This is a genomic window from Streptomyces phaeolivaceus, assembly GCF_009184865.1.
Lineage (GTDB): Bacteria > Actinomycetota > Actinomycetes > Streptomycetales > Streptomycetaceae > Streptomyces > Streptomyces phaeolivaceus.
Genome location: NZ_CP045096.1, coordinates 5,082,485 through 5,098,430, shown reverse-complemented (window position 1 = coordinate 5,098,430; position 15,946 = coordinate 5,082,485). Strand labels below are relative to the sequence as shown.

The 15,946-nt window shown below is 70.9% G+C and carries 13 protein-coding genes; 8 read left to right on the top strand and 5 right to left on the bottom strand.

Annotated features, from left to right (window positions below; all coding sequences use genetic code 11):
- Positions 1-56 precede the first annotated feature (56 nt).
- The 3 genes from F9278_RS24085 to F9278_RS24075 all read left to right on the top strand — a co-directional run bounded on the left by F9278_RS24085 (position 57) and on the right by F9278_RS24075 (position 3,518).
- Entirely contained in the window at positions 57-1,010 is a 954-nt protein-coding gene (locus F9278_RS24085; RefSeq protein WP_152170186.1) for an NTP transferase domain-containing protein, read from the top strand.
- The gene (locus F9278_RS24080; RefSeq protein ID WP_152170185.1) at positions 1,007-2,362 is read left to right on the top strand and encodes a molybdopterin molybdotransferase MoeA; all 1,356 of its coding nucleotides are present in this window, start codon (positions 1,007-1,009) and stop codon (positions 2,360-2,362) included. The genes F9278_RS24085 and F9278_RS24080 overlap by 4 nt, the downstream gene beginning before the upstream one ends.
- Positions 2,363-2,426: 64 nt before the next feature.
- On the top strand, positions 2,427-3,518 hold the full coding sequence (locus F9278_RS24075; RefSeq protein WP_152170184.1) for a potassium channel family protein: 1,092 nt from the start codon (positions 2,427-2,429) through the stop codon (positions 3,516-3,518).
- A 59-nt stretch (positions 3,519-3,577) separates the two neighbouring features.
- Here F9278_RS24075 and F9278_RS24070 read toward each other — a convergent pair whose 3' ends face one another.
- Entirely contained in the window at positions 3,578-4,426 is an 849-nt protein-coding gene (locus F9278_RS24070) for an ABC transporter permease (RefSeq protein ID WP_152170183.1), read from the bottom strand.
- Positions 4,423-5,457, bottom strand: coding sequence for an ATP-binding cassette domain-containing protein (locus F9278_RS24065; protein WP_152170182.1), 1,035 nt, complete (start codon positions 5,455-5,457; stop codon positions 4,423-4,425). The genes F9278_RS24070 and F9278_RS24065 overlap by 4 nt, the downstream gene beginning before the upstream one ends.
- 300 nt (positions 5,458-5,757) lie before the next feature.
- On the opposite strand from F9278_RS24065, the gene F9278_RS24060 reads away from it, so the two are divergent.
- The gene (locus F9278_RS24060) at positions 5,758-6,738 is read left to right on the top strand and encodes an NAD(P)H-quinone oxidoreductase (protein ID WP_152170181.1); all 981 of its coding nucleotides are present in this window, start codon (positions 5,758-5,760) and stop codon (positions 6,736-6,738) included.
- A 66-nt stretch (positions 6,739-6,804) separates the two neighbouring features.
- On the opposite strand, the gene F9278_RS24055 is transcribed toward F9278_RS24060, so the two are convergent.
- Positions 6,805-7,194, bottom strand: a complete 390-nt coding sequence (locus F9278_RS24055; RefSeq protein WP_226966900.1) for a hypothetical protein — start codon at positions 7,192-7,194, stop codon at positions 6,805-6,807.
- A 488-nt stretch (positions 7,195-7,682) separates the two neighbouring features.
- Here F9278_RS24055 and F9278_RS24050 point away from each other — a divergent pair, with 488 nt between their 5' ends.
- The gene (locus tag F9278_RS24050; protein ID WP_152170179.1) at positions 7,683-8,225 is read left to right on the top strand and encodes a bacterial proteasome activator family protein; all 543 of its coding nucleotides are present in this window, start codon (positions 7,683-7,685) and stop codon (positions 8,223-8,225) included.
- Positions 8,226-8,317: 92 nt separating this feature from the next.
- Here F9278_RS24050 and F9278_RS24045 read toward each other — a convergent pair whose 3' ends face one another.
- Entirely contained in the window at positions 8,318-9,973 is a 1,656-nt protein-coding gene (locus tag F9278_RS24045; protein WP_152170178.1) for a protein kinase domain-containing protein, read from the bottom strand.
- 390 nt (positions 9,974-10,363) lie between these two features.
- Between F9278_RS24045 and F9278_RS24040 the strand changes: the two genes are divergently transcribed.
- The gene (locus F9278_RS24040) at positions 10,364-11,932 is read left to right on the top strand and encodes a protein kinase domain-containing protein (protein ID WP_152170177.1); all 1,569 of its coding nucleotides are present in this window, start codon (positions 10,364-10,366) and stop codon (positions 11,930-11,932) included.
- A 109-nt stretch (positions 11,933-12,041) separates the two neighbouring features.
- On the opposite strand, the gene F9278_RS24035 is transcribed toward F9278_RS24040, so the two are convergent.
- On the bottom strand, positions 12,042-13,145 hold the full coding sequence (locus tag F9278_RS24035; protein ID WP_193241610.1) for a phosphotransferase: 1,104 nt from the start codon (positions 13,143-13,145) through the stop codon (positions 12,042-12,044).
- 554 nt (positions 13,146-13,699) lie between these two features.
- On the opposite strand from F9278_RS24035, the gene pdhA reads away from it, so the two are divergent.
- Complete coding sequence (gene pdhA, locus F9278_RS24030) at positions 13,700-14,917, top strand: pyruvate dehydrogenase (acetyl-transferring) E1 component subunit alpha (protein WP_152170175.1); 1,218 nt, start codon at positions 13,700-13,702, stop codon at positions 14,915-14,917.
- A 2-nt stretch (positions 14,918-14,919) separates the two neighbouring features.
- Entirely contained in the window at positions 14,920-15,936 is a 1,017-nt protein-coding gene (locus F9278_RS24025; protein ID WP_152170174.1) for an alpha-ketoacid dehydrogenase subunit beta, read from the top strand.
- The last annotated feature ends 10 nt before the right edge of the window (positions 15,937-15,946 follow it).

Sequence of the window (15,946 nt, the reverse complement as noted above, 5' to 3'; positions counted from 1 at the left end):
GATTGCGCCGCCTCCCCCGCGTTCCCTGTGATCGCCGGGGCCCGCATACTCGGAGGGTGACCGCGTATGAGCCCCCGGGCGGCCCCGCTACCGAGGCGTTCGACGCCGTCGTGCTCGCCGGAGGCGCCGCCCGGCGGCTCGGGGGCGCCGACAAACCGGCCGTGCGCGTGGGCGGGCGGGCCCTGCTCGACCGGGTGCTGACCGCCTGCGCCGGGGCCCGGACGACAGTCGTCGTCGCCGATCCCCGGCCCACCGCGCGGCCCGTGCTGTGGGCCCGCGAGGAGCCCCCCGGCGGCGGCCCGCTGGCGGCGCTGGGCGCCGGACTCCGGCACACCACCGCGCCGCACGTCCTCGTGCTCTCCGCCGATCTGCCGTTCCTGGCCGAGGAGACGGTACGGCGGCTGCTCGACGCCCTCGCGGACAGGACGGACCCCGCCGACGGCGTCCTGGTCACCGATCCCGACGGCCGCGACCAGCCCCTCGTGGCCGCCTACCGGGCCGAGTCCCTGAACCGTGAGCTGACGCGGCTCGCCGCCGAGCACGACGGACTCACCGGGCTCCCCCTGCGACGGCTGACCGCCGCGCTGCGCCTCACCCGCATCACCGACCCTCTCGCGTCCTTCGACTGCGACACCTGGGACGACATCGCCGCCGCCCGCGCACGGATCAGGGAGCATGGCAACGTGTTGGATGAATGGATTTCCGCAGTCAAGGACGAGCTGGGGATCGACCTCGACGTCGACATCACCGAGCTGCTCGACCTCGCCCGTGACGCCGCCCACAGTGTGGCCCGGCCCGCCGCTCCGCTGACCACGTTCCTCGTCGGCTATGCCGCCGCCAAGGCCGGGGGAGGCCCCGAGGCAGTCACCGAAGCGGCCCGCAAGGCGTCCGCCCTGGCCCTCCGCTGGGCCGACGAGAACACCCCCGACGCCAAGCCGGACACCACGTCGGAGACCCGGTCCGACGCCGGGCCCGGTGCCGGCCAGGACTTGGGCCCGGCCGCCGGATGACCGCCCAGGACGCCGAGGAACTCGACGTGGAGGAGGCGCTGGCCGTGGCCAACGACAGGGCCGCCCGGGGGCCGGGCGAACCCCGCTCCCCCCGCGAAACCCCCACGGCGGCACGGGCCGAGGCGCACCGGGCCAAGGACGACTCCCCCCACCGGGCCACCTCCTGGCCAGAGGCGCGGGCCGTCGCCGAACGGGCCGGCCGCGCGGCGGGCCGTCGGGCCCCCGTGTCGGTCACCCTCGACAAGGCGCTCGGCCTCGTTCTCGCCGCCCCCCTCACCGCCCTCACCGACCTCCCCTCCTTCGACACCTCCGCGATGGACGGCTGGGCGGTCGCCGGTCCCGGCCCCTGGGACGTTCGGGAGGACGGTGTGCTGGCAGGGCACGCCGACGCAGGGCGGCTCACCGACGGGGAGGCGGTCCGGATCGCCACCGGTGCCCGCGTCCCGCTCGACACGACCGCCGTTCTGCGCAGTGAGCACGGGCGCACCGACGACAAGGGGCGGCTGCACCCGACCCGGGAGCCGGCCCACGGGCAGGACATCCGCCCACGGGGCCAGGAGTGCCGGATCGGCGACCAACTCCTTTCGCTCGGCACACAGATCACCCCGGCCGCCCTCGGGCTCGCGGCGGCAGCCGGGTACGACACGGTGAGCGTGCTCCCCCGCCCGCGCGTCGAACTGCTCGTGCTCGGCGATGAACTGCTCACCGACGGACTCCCGCGCGAGGGCCTGATCCGGGACGCCCTCGGCCCGATGCTGCCGTCCTGGCTCCGCGCGCTCGGCGCCGAGGTGACCGCCGTACGCCGTGTCGGGGACGACGCCGACGCCCTGTACCGGGCCGTGAAGAAGTCCACCGCCGACCTCATCGTGACCACGGGCGGTACGGCCGCCGGGCCCGTCGATCACGTCCACCCCATCTTGCGCCGCGTCGGGGCCGAACTCCTCGTCGACGGCGTCAAGGTGCGTCCGGGGCACCCCATGCTGCTGGCCCGCATCAGACAGGACCAACACCTCGTCGGGCTGCCCGGCAACCCGTTGGCCGCCGTGTCCGGGCTGTTCACGCTCGCAGAGCCCCTGCTGCGGATCCTCGCCGGACGGGCCGCGCCGGAGCCGTACACGATGCCTCTGCGGGAGGCGGTGCACGGGCACCCGTACGACACCCGGCTCGTTCCTGTCGGTCTGCGGGGTGATGACGCCGTGCCGTTGCACTACAACGGTCCCGCTATGCTCCGCGGCATCGCCACCGCCGATGCTCTGGCCGTCGTACCGCCCGGTGGTGCGCGCTCTGGGCAGGAGCTGGAACTGCTCGACCTTCCCTGGGCGACTGCGGGGATCCAGGTGTGTTTCACGTGAAACAGCGGGCGGCGGGGGGCGGAGTGCAGTCAGGGGATGTACGCGGAAACGGGGAGTGTTTCACGTGAAACTGCCGGGCCAGGACGCGATCGCCCGTAACGCGGACGAGCGTCACGTGACCCATCAGGTGAGACTGCCGAAGCGTGAGGTCGAGCGGCCGATCCGTCAGGTCGGCCAACGGCTGGCGATGGCGTTGTTCGTGCTGGTCGCGACGGCGTTCATCGTCTACGCCGACAGTGAGGGATACAACGACAACTCCGACGGTTCCGTGGACCTGCTCGACGCGTTCTACTACGCGACCGTCACCCTCTCGACCACCGGCTACGGCGACATCACTCCGGTCAGTGATGCTGCCCGATTCACCAATATCTTTGTGATCACGCCCTTGCGTGTGCTGTTCCTGATCATTCTGGTCGGGACCACGCTGGAAGTGCTCACGGAGCGCACGCGTGAGGAATGGCGACAGAACCGCTGGAGGGCGGCCTTGAGGGAGCACACCGTTGTGGTCGGCTGGGGGACGAAGGGACGGTCGGCGGTCCAGACCGTCTGCGCGACGGGCCTGAAGAAGGAACAGGTCGTCGTCGTGGACCCCAGCTCGAAGGCCATCGAGGCGGCGACGTCCGAGGGGTACACAGGGGTCATCGGGGACGCGACCCGCAGTGATGTGCTGCTGCGGGCCGAGCTTCAGAAGGCGCGGCAGATCATCATCTCGACCGCGCGGGACGACACGGCCGTACTGGTCACCCTGACCGCCCGCCAGCTCAATCGTGGGGCGAAGATCGTGGCCGCCGTGCGGGAAGAGGAGAACGCGCCGCTGCTGAAGCAGTCCGGGGCGGATGTCGTCATCACCAGTGCCAGCGCGGCCGGACGGCTCCTCGGGCTCTCCGTGCTCAGCCCGGCGGCCGGCATGGTGATGGAGGACCTCATCCAGCAGGGCAGTGGACTCGACATCGCCGAACGGCCGGTCATAAAGGCCGAGGTGGGGCGCGGGGTGCGGGAGACGGATGACCTGGTGGTCAGCGTGCTGCGCGGGCACCGTGTGCTCGGCTACGACGACCCGTCCATCGGGGAGCTCCAGTTGACGGACCGGCTCATCACCATCGTCCGCGCCACCCCGAGCACGAAGATCACCCCCGAGACCAAGCACCTGCCGTAGCGGGAACGGGAGAGGCCCCGGGGTTCCGTACCCCGGGGCCTCTCTCTTGGCGTGATCGGCTACTTGCGGTTGTACAGCCGCATCGTGATCGGTCCGAAGACCAGCACGAACAGGGCGGACCAGCCCAGCGACCAGGCGATCTCCGCCGTCGGCCACTCGCCCGCCATCAACTCGCGGACCGCCGAGGCCAGATGCGTGACCGGGCTGTTGTTGACGAAGGCCTGGAGCCAGCCCGGCATGGTGCTCGGGTCGACGAAGACGTTGGACAGGAAGGTCAGCGGGAAGATCACCATCATGCTGACGCCCATCACGGACTTCTCGGTGCGCAGCATCAGACCGAACATCGTCCAGATCCACGAGAACGCGAACGAGAAGACGATGAGCAGCGCGACTCCGGCGACCACGCCCACCACCCCGCCGTCCGGGCGGTAGCCGAGGATCATGCCGACGGTGAGCATCACCACGGACGCGATCGCGTAGCGCAGGGCGTCGCCCAGCAGATAGCCGACCATCGTCGACGGCCGCCAGATAGGCAGCGAGCGGAACCGGTCGAAGACACCCTTCTCGATGTCCGTGTTGACCGAGACTCCCGTGTACATCGTGATCATCACGACCGACATCACCAGGATGCCCGGCAGCAGGAACTGGATGTACTCCTCAGGGGAGCCGGCCAGCGCACCGCCGAAGAGGTACGTGTACATCAGCACCATCATGATCGGGAAGGCGGTGACGTCGAAGAGCTGTTCCGGCACATGCTTGATCTTGAGCATGGCCCGCCAGCCGAAGGTCAGGGACGCCGACAGGGCGCTGGGCCGCGGCGGTCGTTCCTTGGCGATGAGCAGCGCGGCGAGCGACTCGGCGCTGACGGGGGCGAGTTCCTTGTTCTCCGTGGTGGTCGCGGTGCTCATGCCGCCGCCTCGTCCTTCGTCTCGGTGGTCTCCTCGGCCTGCGCGGCGGCCGATGCCTTGGTGTCGTGTCCGGTGAGGGCGAGGAAGACCTCGTCCAGGCTGGGCTGCCCCAGCGAGAAGTTGTCGACGGTGATGCCGGTGCGGGCCAGCTCGGCGAGTGCTCGTGCGGCGGCCTCGGCAGCCCCCTGCCCGTTGGCGGAACCCGCGCCCACGCGGGCCGTCAGCGCCACCGGGTCCGGCTCGCGCTGCACATCGGCGTCGAGGGCGAGCCGCAGCACCTCCTCGGCCTGCGGGCGCTGGGCCGCGTCGCGCAGCCGCAGATGGACGGAACCGGCGCCGACGGACGCCTTCAGCTCGCCCTTCGTGCCCTCCGCGATCACCTTGCCCTGGTCGATGACCGCGATCCGGGACGCCAGCTGGTCGGCCTCGTCCAGATACTGCGTGGTCAGCAGCACGGTCGTGCCCTGGGCGACCACCGCGCGCACGATGTCCCACACCTGATTGCGGCTGCGGGGATCGAGGCCGGTCGTCGGCTCGTCCAGGAACAGCAGGTCGGGCGTGTTCAGGATGGAGGCGGCGATGTCGATACGGCGCCGCATGCCGCCCGAGTAGTGCTTGACCTGTTTTCCGGCGGCGTCGGTCAGTCCGAAGGCCTCCAGCAGTTGTCCGGCGCGCTGCCGTGCCGTCCGTTTGTCGTGGCCGAGGAGCCGGGCCAGCAGCACCAGGTTCTCGGTGCCGGTCAGGTCCTCGTCCACGGAGGCGTACTGCCCGGTCAGGCTGACCCGGCCGCGTACCTCGTCGGCCTCCCGGACGACGTCGTGGCCGAAGACGTGCGCCTGGCCGCCGTCGGGGCGCAGAAGGGTGGCGAGCATCTTCACCGTGGTCGTCTTGCCGGCGCCGTTCGGGCCGAGGACGCCGTAGACCGTGCCGGCCGGCACGGCCAGGTCGACGCCGTCGACGGCCCGGGTCTCGCCGAAGGTCTTCACCAGACCCGCGGTCTCGATCGCGAGGCCGGACGTCTGTGCGCTCATGTCTGGGATCCTTCCGCGTACGGGGCCCTGTCCGGGGCTACGCAAGGGGAGACCACCGGGGCCGCCGAAACTCATCGGTCGCCGCGCGGGGAGTCGGGACCGCTTCGACATCGGGGCGAGCGGGTCGTGAGGAGTCCGTGTGGCCATAGCGTCTCCACGGTCTCTCCGATGGGGACCGATTGCACCTCAATCAGGACCAAGGGCGCAAGAGATTAGTTACCGAGGCCGCAGGAGGGGGACCGGAGACGCAGGCCCGTCCTGCACCGGGCCCCTGCCCCGGCCGAGGAGTAGCGTCCCCTCATGCATGCGATCACGATTCCCGAGCCCGGCGGACCCGAGGCCCTGGTGTGGGACGAGGTCCCCGACCCGGTGCCCGGCGAGGGCGAAGTGCTCATCGAGGTGGCGGCGAGCGCCGTGAACCGCGCCGACCTGCTGCAGCGGCAGGGCTTCTACGACCCACCGCCCGGCGCCTCCCCCTACCCTGGCCTGGAGTGCTCCGGGCGGATCGCGGAGATCGGGCCCGGCGTGGCCGGCTGGAACGTCGGCGACGAGGTGTGCGCGCTGCTCTCGGGCGGCGGTTACGCGGAGAAGGTCGTCGCCCCGGCCGGACAGCTGCTGCCGGTGCCCTCCGGCCTCGACGTCAACCGGGCCGCCGCGCTGCCCGAGGTGGCCTGCACGGTCTGGTCGAACGTCTTCATGATCTCCCATCTGCGCCCCGGCGAGACGTTCCTCGTGCACGGCGGCTCCAGCGGCATCGGCACGATGGCCATCCAGCTCGCCAAGGCCGTCGGCGCGCGGGTCGCCGTCACGGCGGGAACCAAGAAGAAGCTCGAACAGTGCGCCGCCCTGGGCGCGGACATCCTGGTCGACTACCGCGAGCAGGACTTCGTGGAGGAGGTCCGGCGGGCCACGGACGGCAAGGGGGCCGATGTCGTCCTCGACAACATGGGCGCCAAGTATCTCGACCGCAACGTCCGGGTTCTCGCCGTCAACGGCCGCCTCGCGATCATCGGGATGCAGGGCGGGATCAAGGGCGAGCTGAACATCGGCGCCCTGCTCGCCAAGCGTGCCGCGATCAGCGCGACCTCGCTGCGCGCCCGCCCGCCGCAGGAGAAGGCGGCGATCGTCGCCGCCGTACGTGAGCATGTGTGGCCGCTGATCGACGGCGGTCATGTACGCCCGGTCGTCGACCGCGAGATCCCGATGAACGACGCGGCCACGGCCCACCGGGTGCTGGAGGAGAGCGGTCACGTCGGGAAGGTGCTCCTGGTGGTGCCGTAGGGCGCCGGAGCACCGTACGAGTTCTCCGCCGGGCGCCCGCTCGGCCGCCCCGGTGCGGGTGGGCGCTCAGTACCGTCGGATCCGCAGCCCCACGAAGGCGAGGCCGAGGCCCAGGCCCGTCAGCACGAGGCCGCTGCCGAGGGTCAGGAACTGCAGCACGGGTTCCTCGGCGGTCGCGGTGCCGGTGCCGGGCGGGGCCGCGGGGACGGGCCGGGACGGCTCGGGGGCGATGCCGGCGTCCGGGCCGTCGGGTCGTCCGAGGGTGGGCTCTCCCGGCGGCGGATACCCGTCGTCCTCCGGTTCCAGGGGCCCGGCGTCCTGTCGTCCCGGCCGTTCCCGCCCCTCGCCCGCGCGGCTGCCGGCCCAGGAGGTCGCGGGGTCGGGCTCGGCCGCGTACCCGGCCGGCACGGCCCCCAGGACCACGAGCATCCCCGCGACGAGAGCGAGTCCCGTCACGCGCACCGAACGAAGCCGAGATGCCACGCCCTCAGATTCACACGCCACCACCGCGCCGGCATCTCGACCCTCGCGAGCCGAAACCCAGCGGGGTCGGGGCCGGGAGACGACGGTGACGGGCCGCCTGGGTCTGTTCGAAGCCCCTCGAAGGCCGACCGGAGTGCCGCCGGGACCGGAACCGAGCACCGCCGGAGGCTGTCCAGGGCGAGCAGAGGGGCGTCCGTCCGCCCCGCCGACAGCACCCAGCCCTTGCCGTGGCCCCGACCGGCCACCTCCCGCGCGGCGAGCCCCCTCCCCGCCCGTCCCCCCTCCCGCCCCGACCGGGGTCGTCCCGCGGTCATGAGCCCGAGCCCGTCGGTGTCCGCCGGAGGCCCCAGGTCGCTCACCCCCCCCGGTCAGGACGCGAACGGGGGGGTACGTAAACGGTGGATCACCCTCCGTGGGGGGCACCAGGGTGGTGAGGTGTACGTGTGCGAGAGAATGGCGGCATGGAGATGCCGAGGAACGAACGGTCGCCCGAACAGCCCCAGATCCTGGTCGTGGGCCAGGACGGAATGGCGGTGGGCGGCGGAGGAGACGAGGACTCCCGCGAGGTCCCGGTGACGGAGATGGTGGAGCAGCCGGCCAAGGTCATGCGCATCGGCAGCATGATCAAACAGCTTCTCGAAGAGGTACGGGTCGCCCCCCTCGACGAGGCCAGCAGAGCCCGGCTGAAGGAGATCCACGCCAGCTCGGTCAAGGAACTCGAGGACGGCCTGGCGCCCGAACTGGTCGAGGAGTTGGAGCGGCTCTCCCTGCCCTTCACCGACGAGGTGATCCCGAGCGACGCGGAACTGCGGATCGCGCAGGCCCAGTTGGTCGGCTGGCTCGAAGGACTCTTCCACGGGATCCAGACGACGTTGTTCGCCCAGCAGATGGCTGCTCGGGCCCAGCTGGAGCAGATGCGCCGCGCGCTGCCGCCGGGCGTCGGCGGCCACGAGGGCGACGACGACCCGCGCACGGTCGGCCGCTCGGGGGGCCCGTACCTCTGAGCCCCGGGTCACACCCCCACCCCCGCCCCCGGATACGCAAAGGGCCCGGCACGTGAGTGCCGGGCCCTTCCTATGACAAGGGGAGCGACGCGTCAGGCCGGGTTGCCCGTCGAGACCTTGAGGATGATCGACGGCATGTCCTTCGGGTCGACGTCGTCGTCGGCCGCCGGGTACTGCTCCATGACCGTGCCCTCGCCGTACGTGTTCTCGTCGACCTTCTGGACGTCGTACTCCCAGCCGGCCGCCTGGAAGCACTTCTTCACCGAGTCGATGTTCTTGAAGGTGAAGTCCGGCAGCAGGATCTTGTCGGGGTCGTTGTAGGACTCCGTGGGCTCCGTGCACTCGGTCGAGTCGATGACCTTCGACGTGTCCGGGCCCTTGTGCCCCTCGACCACGGTCGGCGAGGCGGACACGTCCGTGCCGGTGTCGCCGCTCGCCTCGTCGCTGCCGGAGTTCAGGCTGATCGCCGTGATCAGACCGCCGATCGCGAGGACGGACACGACGATGGCGCCCACGATCACGCCCTTGTTGCTCTTCCCGCCCCCGGAGCCGCCCGCCGAGAGCGAGGACTGCTGCGGCGCGATGTTGTACGGCGGCGGGGTGGCCGCCCCCTGCTGCGGCGCGTATGCGGCGGTCTGCGGCGGCGTCCGGTAGCCGCCCTGCTGCGGGTAGCCGTAGGACGGGGCGGGCGTCGGCGCGGGTGCGGGCGTCGGCGGACCGTATCCGCCCGTGTTGTGCGGCTGGTACGGCGTCTGGACGCTGCCCGCCTGCGGTGTGCCGGTCTGGTCGATCGGCGGGAAGACGGCGGAGGAGACCCCGGCGCCGCTGGACGTCTGCGCGCCCGGCACGATGCTCGGCGCGACGGGCTGGAGCGACGCGGCCACCCGCAGGCACTCGTCCCGCATGGCCTCCGCGCTCGGGAACCGCTCGTTCGGGTTCTTCTTCAGCGCGCGGGCGATGATCGCGTCCACGGCCGGCGGCAGCGAACGGTTGATGGAGGAGGGAGCGACCGGCTCCTCCTGGACGTGCGCGTAGGCGATGGCCAGCGGCGAGTCCGCCTCGAAGGGCAGCCGCCCGGTGGTCAGTTGGAACAGCATGATGCCGACCGAGTACAGGTCGGAGCGTGCGTCGACGCCGCGGCCGAGGGCCTGCTCGGGCGAGAGGTACTGCGGGGTGCCGACGACCATGCCGGTCTGCGTCATCGAGGTGACGCCCGACTGCATGGCGCGGGCGATGCCGAAGTCCATCACCTTGACGACGTCGCGCTTGGTCATCATCACGTTGCCCGGCTTGATGTCCCGGTGGACCAGGCCCATCTCGTGGCTGATCTCCAGCGCCGCCAGCACATCCGCGGTGATCTTCAGCGCCTTGTCGGAGGGCATCGCGCCGAGCTGGGCGATGTCCGTGTCGAGCACCGAGCCGAGCGGGTTGCCCTCGATGTACTCCATGACGATGTACGGCGTCGTCATGCCGTCCATCTCGTCCTCGCCGGTGTCGAAGACCGAGACGATGTTCGTGTGGGTGAGCTTCGCCACGGCCTGTGCCTCGCGGCGGAAGCGCTCGCGAAATGCCTGTTCGCGGCCCAGCTCGGTGTGGAGTGTCTTGATCGCGACCTGCCGGTCGAGCACCGCGTCGTAGGCGAGGTGGACGGAGGCCATGCCGCCCTCGCCGAGCAGGTCCCGCAGTTGGTACCGGCCACCGGCTAGCGACCGCCCCGCGTACCGGCCCTGTGCGGCGTCCTGGCTCATCTTCCTGCGTCCCCCATCGGCGCGCGCGAAAGCAGCTGACGTGGCTCCCGCGATCGGTGATCCCTGATGATGCTGGTGATCCTTTGTGCTATTCCCGGCCAAGTCTGCCCCAGGGCACTGACACGTCAAGCGCGGTGCCCGATCCGTGACCGTACGCGAAAGAAGCGTCGCGGAAGCGTTACAGGGGGCGTACGCCCGGTACACAGAACTTGCACGAGTGAGCGCGCTGCGGGTTTCATGGCCGATCAACCTTTGAATCCACCTTGAATCCGTCGTGAACCCGTCGCGCATCCAACCCGGACCGGCCACTTGCGTGAAGGCTGTAGCGTGGCCGACGGAGACCGTAACAAGTACCGCGCGGACCGCGGGCAGAAACGACGGCGAGGACTGATGGCACAGCAGCAGCGCTCTCAGGGCCCGTCCGACCCCGAGGCGACTGGCGGCGGCATGTCGGACGCGCCGGAGTTGTGGGGCAACGGCGGGCTTGTCGGTGACGGTCGGTACCGGATGACCCACAGACTGGGCCGGGGCGGCATGGCCGAGGTGTTCGCGGCCGAGGACGTACGTCTCGGCCGGACGGTCGCGGTCAAACTGCTCCGTTCCGACCTGGCCGAGGACCCCATCTCCAAGGCCCGCTTCACACGTGAGGCCCAGGCCGTGGCCGGGCTCAACCACCACTCGATCGTGGCGGTCTACGACTCCGGCGAGGACGTGGTGAACGGCACCCCCGTGCCGTACATCGTCATGGAGCTGGTCGAGGGCCGCACCATCCGCGATCTGCTGATCAACGCGGAGGCACCCGGCCCCGAGCAGGCCCTGATCATCGTGTCCGGTGTGCTGGAGGCGCTCGCCTACTCCCACCAGCACGGCATCGTGCACCGCGACATCAAGCCGGCGAACGTCATCATCACCCACAACGGCGCCGTGAAGGTCATGGACTTCGGCATCGCGCGCGCCCTGCACGGGGCGTCGACGACGATGACGCAGACCGGCATGGTCATGGGCACGCCCCAGTACCTCTCTCCGGAGCAGGCGCTCGGCAAGGCCGTCGACCACCGCTCCGACCTGTACGCCACCGGCTGTCTGCTCTACGAACTCCTCGCGCTGAGGCCGCCGTTCATCGGCGAGACCCCGCTGTCGGTGGTCTACCAGCACGTCCAGGACATCCCGGTGCCGCCGTCCCAGGTCTCGGAGGGGGCGGCGCCGCCGGAGCTGGACGGCCTCGTCGTGCGCTCCCTCGCCAAGGAGCCGGACGACCGTTTCCAGACGGCCGAGGAGATGCGCGGCCTCGTCCAGTACGGCCTGCAGATGCTGTACGACCAGGGCGGCCACACCGGCACCTGGAACACCGGGCCCGTCACCGTGCACGAGGGCCGGCACACCCCGCCGGGCGGTATGTCCGGTACGACCGTCATGCCGCACCCCGGGGAGTCGGGCACCTCGCAGATCCCGCAGCCGATCCTGCCCGGTTACGGCGGCGGTGGCCGGGACGACGGCGGTTTCGAGGGGAACGGCAACCGGGGCAGTGGCCGCGGCAAGCTGTGGATCCTCGCCGTCCTCGCGGTGGTCGCCATCGCGGCGGGCGTCGCGCTGGCGCTGAACAGCAACGGTGGTGGCACCGGCGGCGACACCGGGACCACCAAGTCCCCGTCGGCCTCGACGTCCAGCAAGGACAAGGACACCAGCGAGTCGCCCAGCGACGAGCCGACCGAGGAGCAGACGGAGGAGAGCACCGGCTCGGGCAGCGACCCCGACTACACGCCGTCGTACACGCAGAGCCCGTCGTTCAGCCAGTCACCGACGGACGAGCCGACGGACGAGCCGACGACCGAGGAGCCGACGACGGAGGAGCCGACTCCCTCGGAGCCGGTGGAGAGTTCGCCGGTCGAGTCCCCTGACGACAGCGGCGGCGGGGACACCGCGGGCCTGCCCGGCGGTATCGGCGACGACGAGGAGTGACTCCTCGAACGTCGGGTGAGTGATGACGTAAGTGTCAGGCGGGCGGTCCGGTAAGGACCGCCCTCCTGGTCGTTCACCCCTTACACCCAGTCACTCCGTTCACACCCGGTCACTCCGTGAAGGCCTCGCACACCGCGTCGTACTCCCGCGTCCACCACACCACCAGCGCCGAGGCCGCCGGGAACTGCGGGTCGGCGCGGGTGTCGCCGCGCTCGTAGTGCCAGCGCAGCATCCAGAAGTCGTTGAGCCGCTCCCACCACACACGGTGCACGGCCGCCGCGAGTTCGGCCGGGTCGGCGCCCGCGGAACGGCGGTACGCGCGCGCGTAGGAGCGCACACGTGCCAGGTCCAGGGCGCCGACCGGACGCACGAAGAAGATCACCGCGGCCCGGACCGCCTCCTCCGCGCGCGGCTGCACACCGAGCCGGTCCCAGTCGAGGATCGCGGCGGGCACATCGGGGACGTCGTCCCGGTAGAGCACGTTGAACGGGTGGAAGTCCCCGTGCACCCACCCCACCGAGCCGCCCTGGGGCGGTCGCCGCCCCGCGTGCCGCTCCAGTAGTTCCCGTCGCTCCAGCAGCCGGTGCCGGGCGAGCGCGTCGAAGGCGTCGGCCGGCCGGTGTCGCCGTACGCGGTCGAGCAGTTCGTCGATGAGGGCGAAGGTGGCGGCCGGATCCGCGCTCTCGGTCCGGGCGTCCGCCACGGCCTCCGGGGTGTCCGTACGGCAAGAGGGCCGTGGCGGGGCAGCGGCCCTGCCCTGGGCCTGCCGTTGGGCGGGAATCAGCCGCCCGCGTACCGGCACGGCCGGCATCACCCGCTCCAGGGACGCGTGGACGACCCCCAGGAGCGCCCCCAGGCGGGCGCACTGCGCATCGGTCAGTTGACCGCCGTGTCGATGCCGTCCGTCGATCCACGGGTGCAGGGCGTAGGCGTGGCCGCCGACGACCGCGACCGTGCGCCCGTCGCGCGCGGCGAGCGGCGGGGCCACGGGAACGCCCAGGTCGGCGAGGCGCTGGGTGGCCCGGTGCTGGCGCGCGATCGCGGCCGGATCGGCGGTCTCGGGGTCGAAGTGGTGCTTGAGGAAGTACCGGCCTCGGGTGGTGGAGAGCCGGTAGCCGCGGTTGAGGAGCCCCTCGTCGACGGGGTCGCAGGTCAGTGCCGATCCGGCGGCGTACCGCTCCAGCAGGGGGCCCAGAGGGGGCGTGTGAAGCACAGGGGGTAGTACAGATGAGCGCGGCACGCGCCAGATGTTAGGGCACGCGCCACGCCGTTGACCTCACGTTTGTCACACACAGTCGTTACCGATCACGGAGTGCGCAGATCCGAACTGCGGCTCGTCGCGCAGGTATGCGAACCGGAATATGGCGGTTCCGTCGTCTTCACGGATGGAGCAACTTCCTCCACCGATCTCACGGCCGGCCTCCGGCGAACTCTTCCCGTGGCCGGGGTGGCCGGGATAACGTGCCGGTGTTCCGGCCCCCTGCCAGGCTGTAGCCAGTGCTGTGACCAGCAGCTGTTCCCGACGGACGCGACTTACTTGGACCCCCTAGTACCGAATTACTTGGAAATCCAAGGAAAATCGCAGGTCAGTAGGGGTTTCACAGGAATGTGGAGCACTGGGTAACGTGCCTCGTGCAGGGCGCTCGCCGGGGCACCTGTCACGTCTGTTCCCGGCCAAGGGCACCCACCCCGTGCACGGGCACCGGGATCAGGCGAGCCGCACTGGTCCTCGGCAATCCCGGGGGCCGGACCGACGGAGGAGCACACGTGACCGTGGAGAGCACTGCCGCGCGCAAGCCGCGACGCAGCGCCGCAGGCAAGACCGGCACCACCGGCAGCAAGGCGGCCGGCACCACCGGCACCAGGCGCGCCACTGCGAAGAAGCCGACCGACGCATCGCCCGAACTCGTTCAGCTGCTGACGCCCGAGGGCAAGCGCGTCAAGAACGCCGAGTACGACCCGTTCGTCGCCGACATCACCGTCGACGAGCTGCGGGGCCTGTACCGCGACATGGTGCTGACCCGTCGCTTCGACGCCGAGGCCACCTCCCTGCAGCGCCAGGGCGAGCTGGGCCTGTGGGCCTCGCTGCTCGGCCAGGAGGCGGCCCAGATCGGTTCCGGGCGGGCCACCCGCCCGGACGACTACGTCTTCCCGACCTACCGTGAACACGGCGTCGCCTGGTGCCGCGGCGTCGACCCGACCAATCTGCTCGGCATGTTCCGCGGCGTGAACAACGGCGGCTGGGACCCGAGCGGCAACAACTTCCACCTCTACACGATCGTCATCGGCTCCCAGACGCTGCACGCCACCGGCTACGCCATGGGCATCGCCAAGGACGGCGCCGACTCGGCGGTCATCGCCTACTTCGGCGACGGCGCCTCCAGCCAGGGCGACGTCGCGGAGGCCTTCACCTTCTCCGCGGTCTACAACGCGCCGGTCGTGTTCTTCTGCCAGAACAACCAGTGGGCGATCTCGGAGCCCACCGAGAAGCAGACCCGCGTCCCGCTGTACCAGCGCGCCCAGGGATTCGGCTTCCCGGGCGTCCGCGTCGACGGCAACGACGTACTGGCCTGCCTCGCGGTCACCAAGTGGGCGCTGGAGCGGGCCCGCCGGGGCGAGGGCCCCACCCTGGTCGAGGCGTACACCTACCGCATGGGCGCCCACACCACCTCCGACGACCCCACCCGGTACCGCCACGACGACGAGCGGGTGGCCTGGGAGGCCAAGGACCCGATCGCGCGCCTGCGCGGCCACCTGGAATCCGAAACGGACACGAACGAGGGATTCTTCGCGGAACTCGAAGCGGAGAGCGAGGCGTTGGGAAGGCGAGTGCGCGAAGCGGTGCGTGCCATGCCCGACCCGGACCACTTCGCCATCTTCGAGAACGCGTACGCGGACGGACACGCGCTCGTGGACGAGGAGCGCGCCCAGTTCGCCGCGTACCAGGCGTCGTTCGCCGATGTGGACGAAGAGGAGGGCAAGTAGCGATGACCACGCAGACAGCCACGCAGACGGCCGGGCAGCCGGGCGTGAAGAGCATGGCGATCGCCAAGGCGATCAACGAATCGCTGCGCAGGGCCCTCGAAGCCGACCCCAAGGTCCTCGTCATGGGCGAGGACGTAGGCAAGCTCGGCGGTGTGTTCCGGGTGACGGACGGCCTGCAGAAGGACTTCGGCGAGGACCGGGTGATCGACACCCCGCTCGCCGAGTCGGGCATCGTCGGCACCGCCATCGGCCTGGCCCTGCGGGGCTACCGGCCGGTGGTCGAGATCCAGTTCGACGGCTTCGTCTTCCCCGCGTACGACCAGATCGTCACCCAGCTCGCCAAGATGCACGCGCGCTCGCTGGGCAAGGTCAAGCTCCCCGTCGTCGTCCGGATCCCCTACGGCGGCGGCATCGGCGCGGTCGAGCACCACTCCGAGTCCCCGGAGGCGCTCTTCGCGCATGTGGCGGGCCTGAAGGTGGTCTCGCCGTCGAACGCGTCGGACGCCTACTGGATGATGCAGCAGGCCATCCAGAGCGACGACCCGGTGATCTTCTTCGAGCCCAAGCGGCGCTACTGGGACAAGGCCGAGGTCAACCCCGAGGCCATCCCCGGCCCGCTGCACAAGGCCCGTGTCGTCCGTGCGGGCACCGACCTCACGCTCGCCGCGTACGGCCCGATGGTGAAGCTCTGCCAGGAGGTCGCCGACGCGGCGGCCGAGGAGGGCCGGGCCCTGGAGGTCCTGGACCTGCGGTCGGTGTCCCCGCTGGACTTCGACTCGATCCAGGCGTCCGTGGAGCGGACGCGCCGGCTGATCGTGGTCCACGAGGCCCCGGTGTTCTTCGGTTCGGGCGCGGAGATCGCCGCCCGTATCACCGAGCGGTGCTTCTACCACCTGGAGGCCCCGATCCTCCGCGTCGGTGGATACCACGCCCCGTATCCGCCGGCCCGTCTGGAGGAGGAGTACCTGCCGAATCTGGACCGGGTGCTCGACGCCGTCGACCGCTCGCTGGCGTTCTGAGGGAGAGGTC

Excerpts from the sequence above, each read along its gene's own strand:
- F9278_RS24080 (WP_152170185.1), top strand. The coding sequence starts at position 1,007 with ATGACCGCCCAGGACGCCGAGGAACTCGACGTGGAGGAGGCGCTGGCC.
- F9278_RS24070 (WP_152170183.1), bottom strand. The coding sequence starts at position 4,426 with ATGAGCACCGCGACCACCACGGAGAACAAGGAACTCGCCCCCGTCAGC.
- F9278_RS24065 (WP_152170182.1), bottom strand. The coding sequence starts at position 5,457 with ATGAGCGCACAGACGTCCGGCCTCGCGATCGAGACCGCGGGTCTGGTG.
- F9278_RS24060 (WP_152170181.1), top strand. The coding sequence starts at position 5,758 with ATGCATGCGATCACGATTCCCGAGCCCGGCGGACCCGAGGCCCTGGTG.
- F9278_RS24050 (WP_152170179.1), top strand. The coding sequence starts at position 7,683 with ATGGAGATGCCGAGGAACGAACGGTCGCCCGAACAGCCCCAGATCCTG.
- F9278_RS24045 (WP_152170178.1), bottom strand. The coding sequence starts at position 9,973 with ATGAGCCAGGACGCCGCACAGGGCCGGTACGCGGGGCGGTCGCTAGCC.
- F9278_RS24040 (WP_152170177.1), top strand. The coding sequence starts at position 10,364 with ATGGCACAGCAGCAGCGCTCTCAGGGCCCGTCCGACCCCGAGGCGACT.
- F9278_RS24025 (WP_152170174.1), top strand. The coding sequence starts at position 14,920 with ATGACCACGCAGACAGCCACGCAGACGGCCGGGCAGCCGGGCGTGAAG.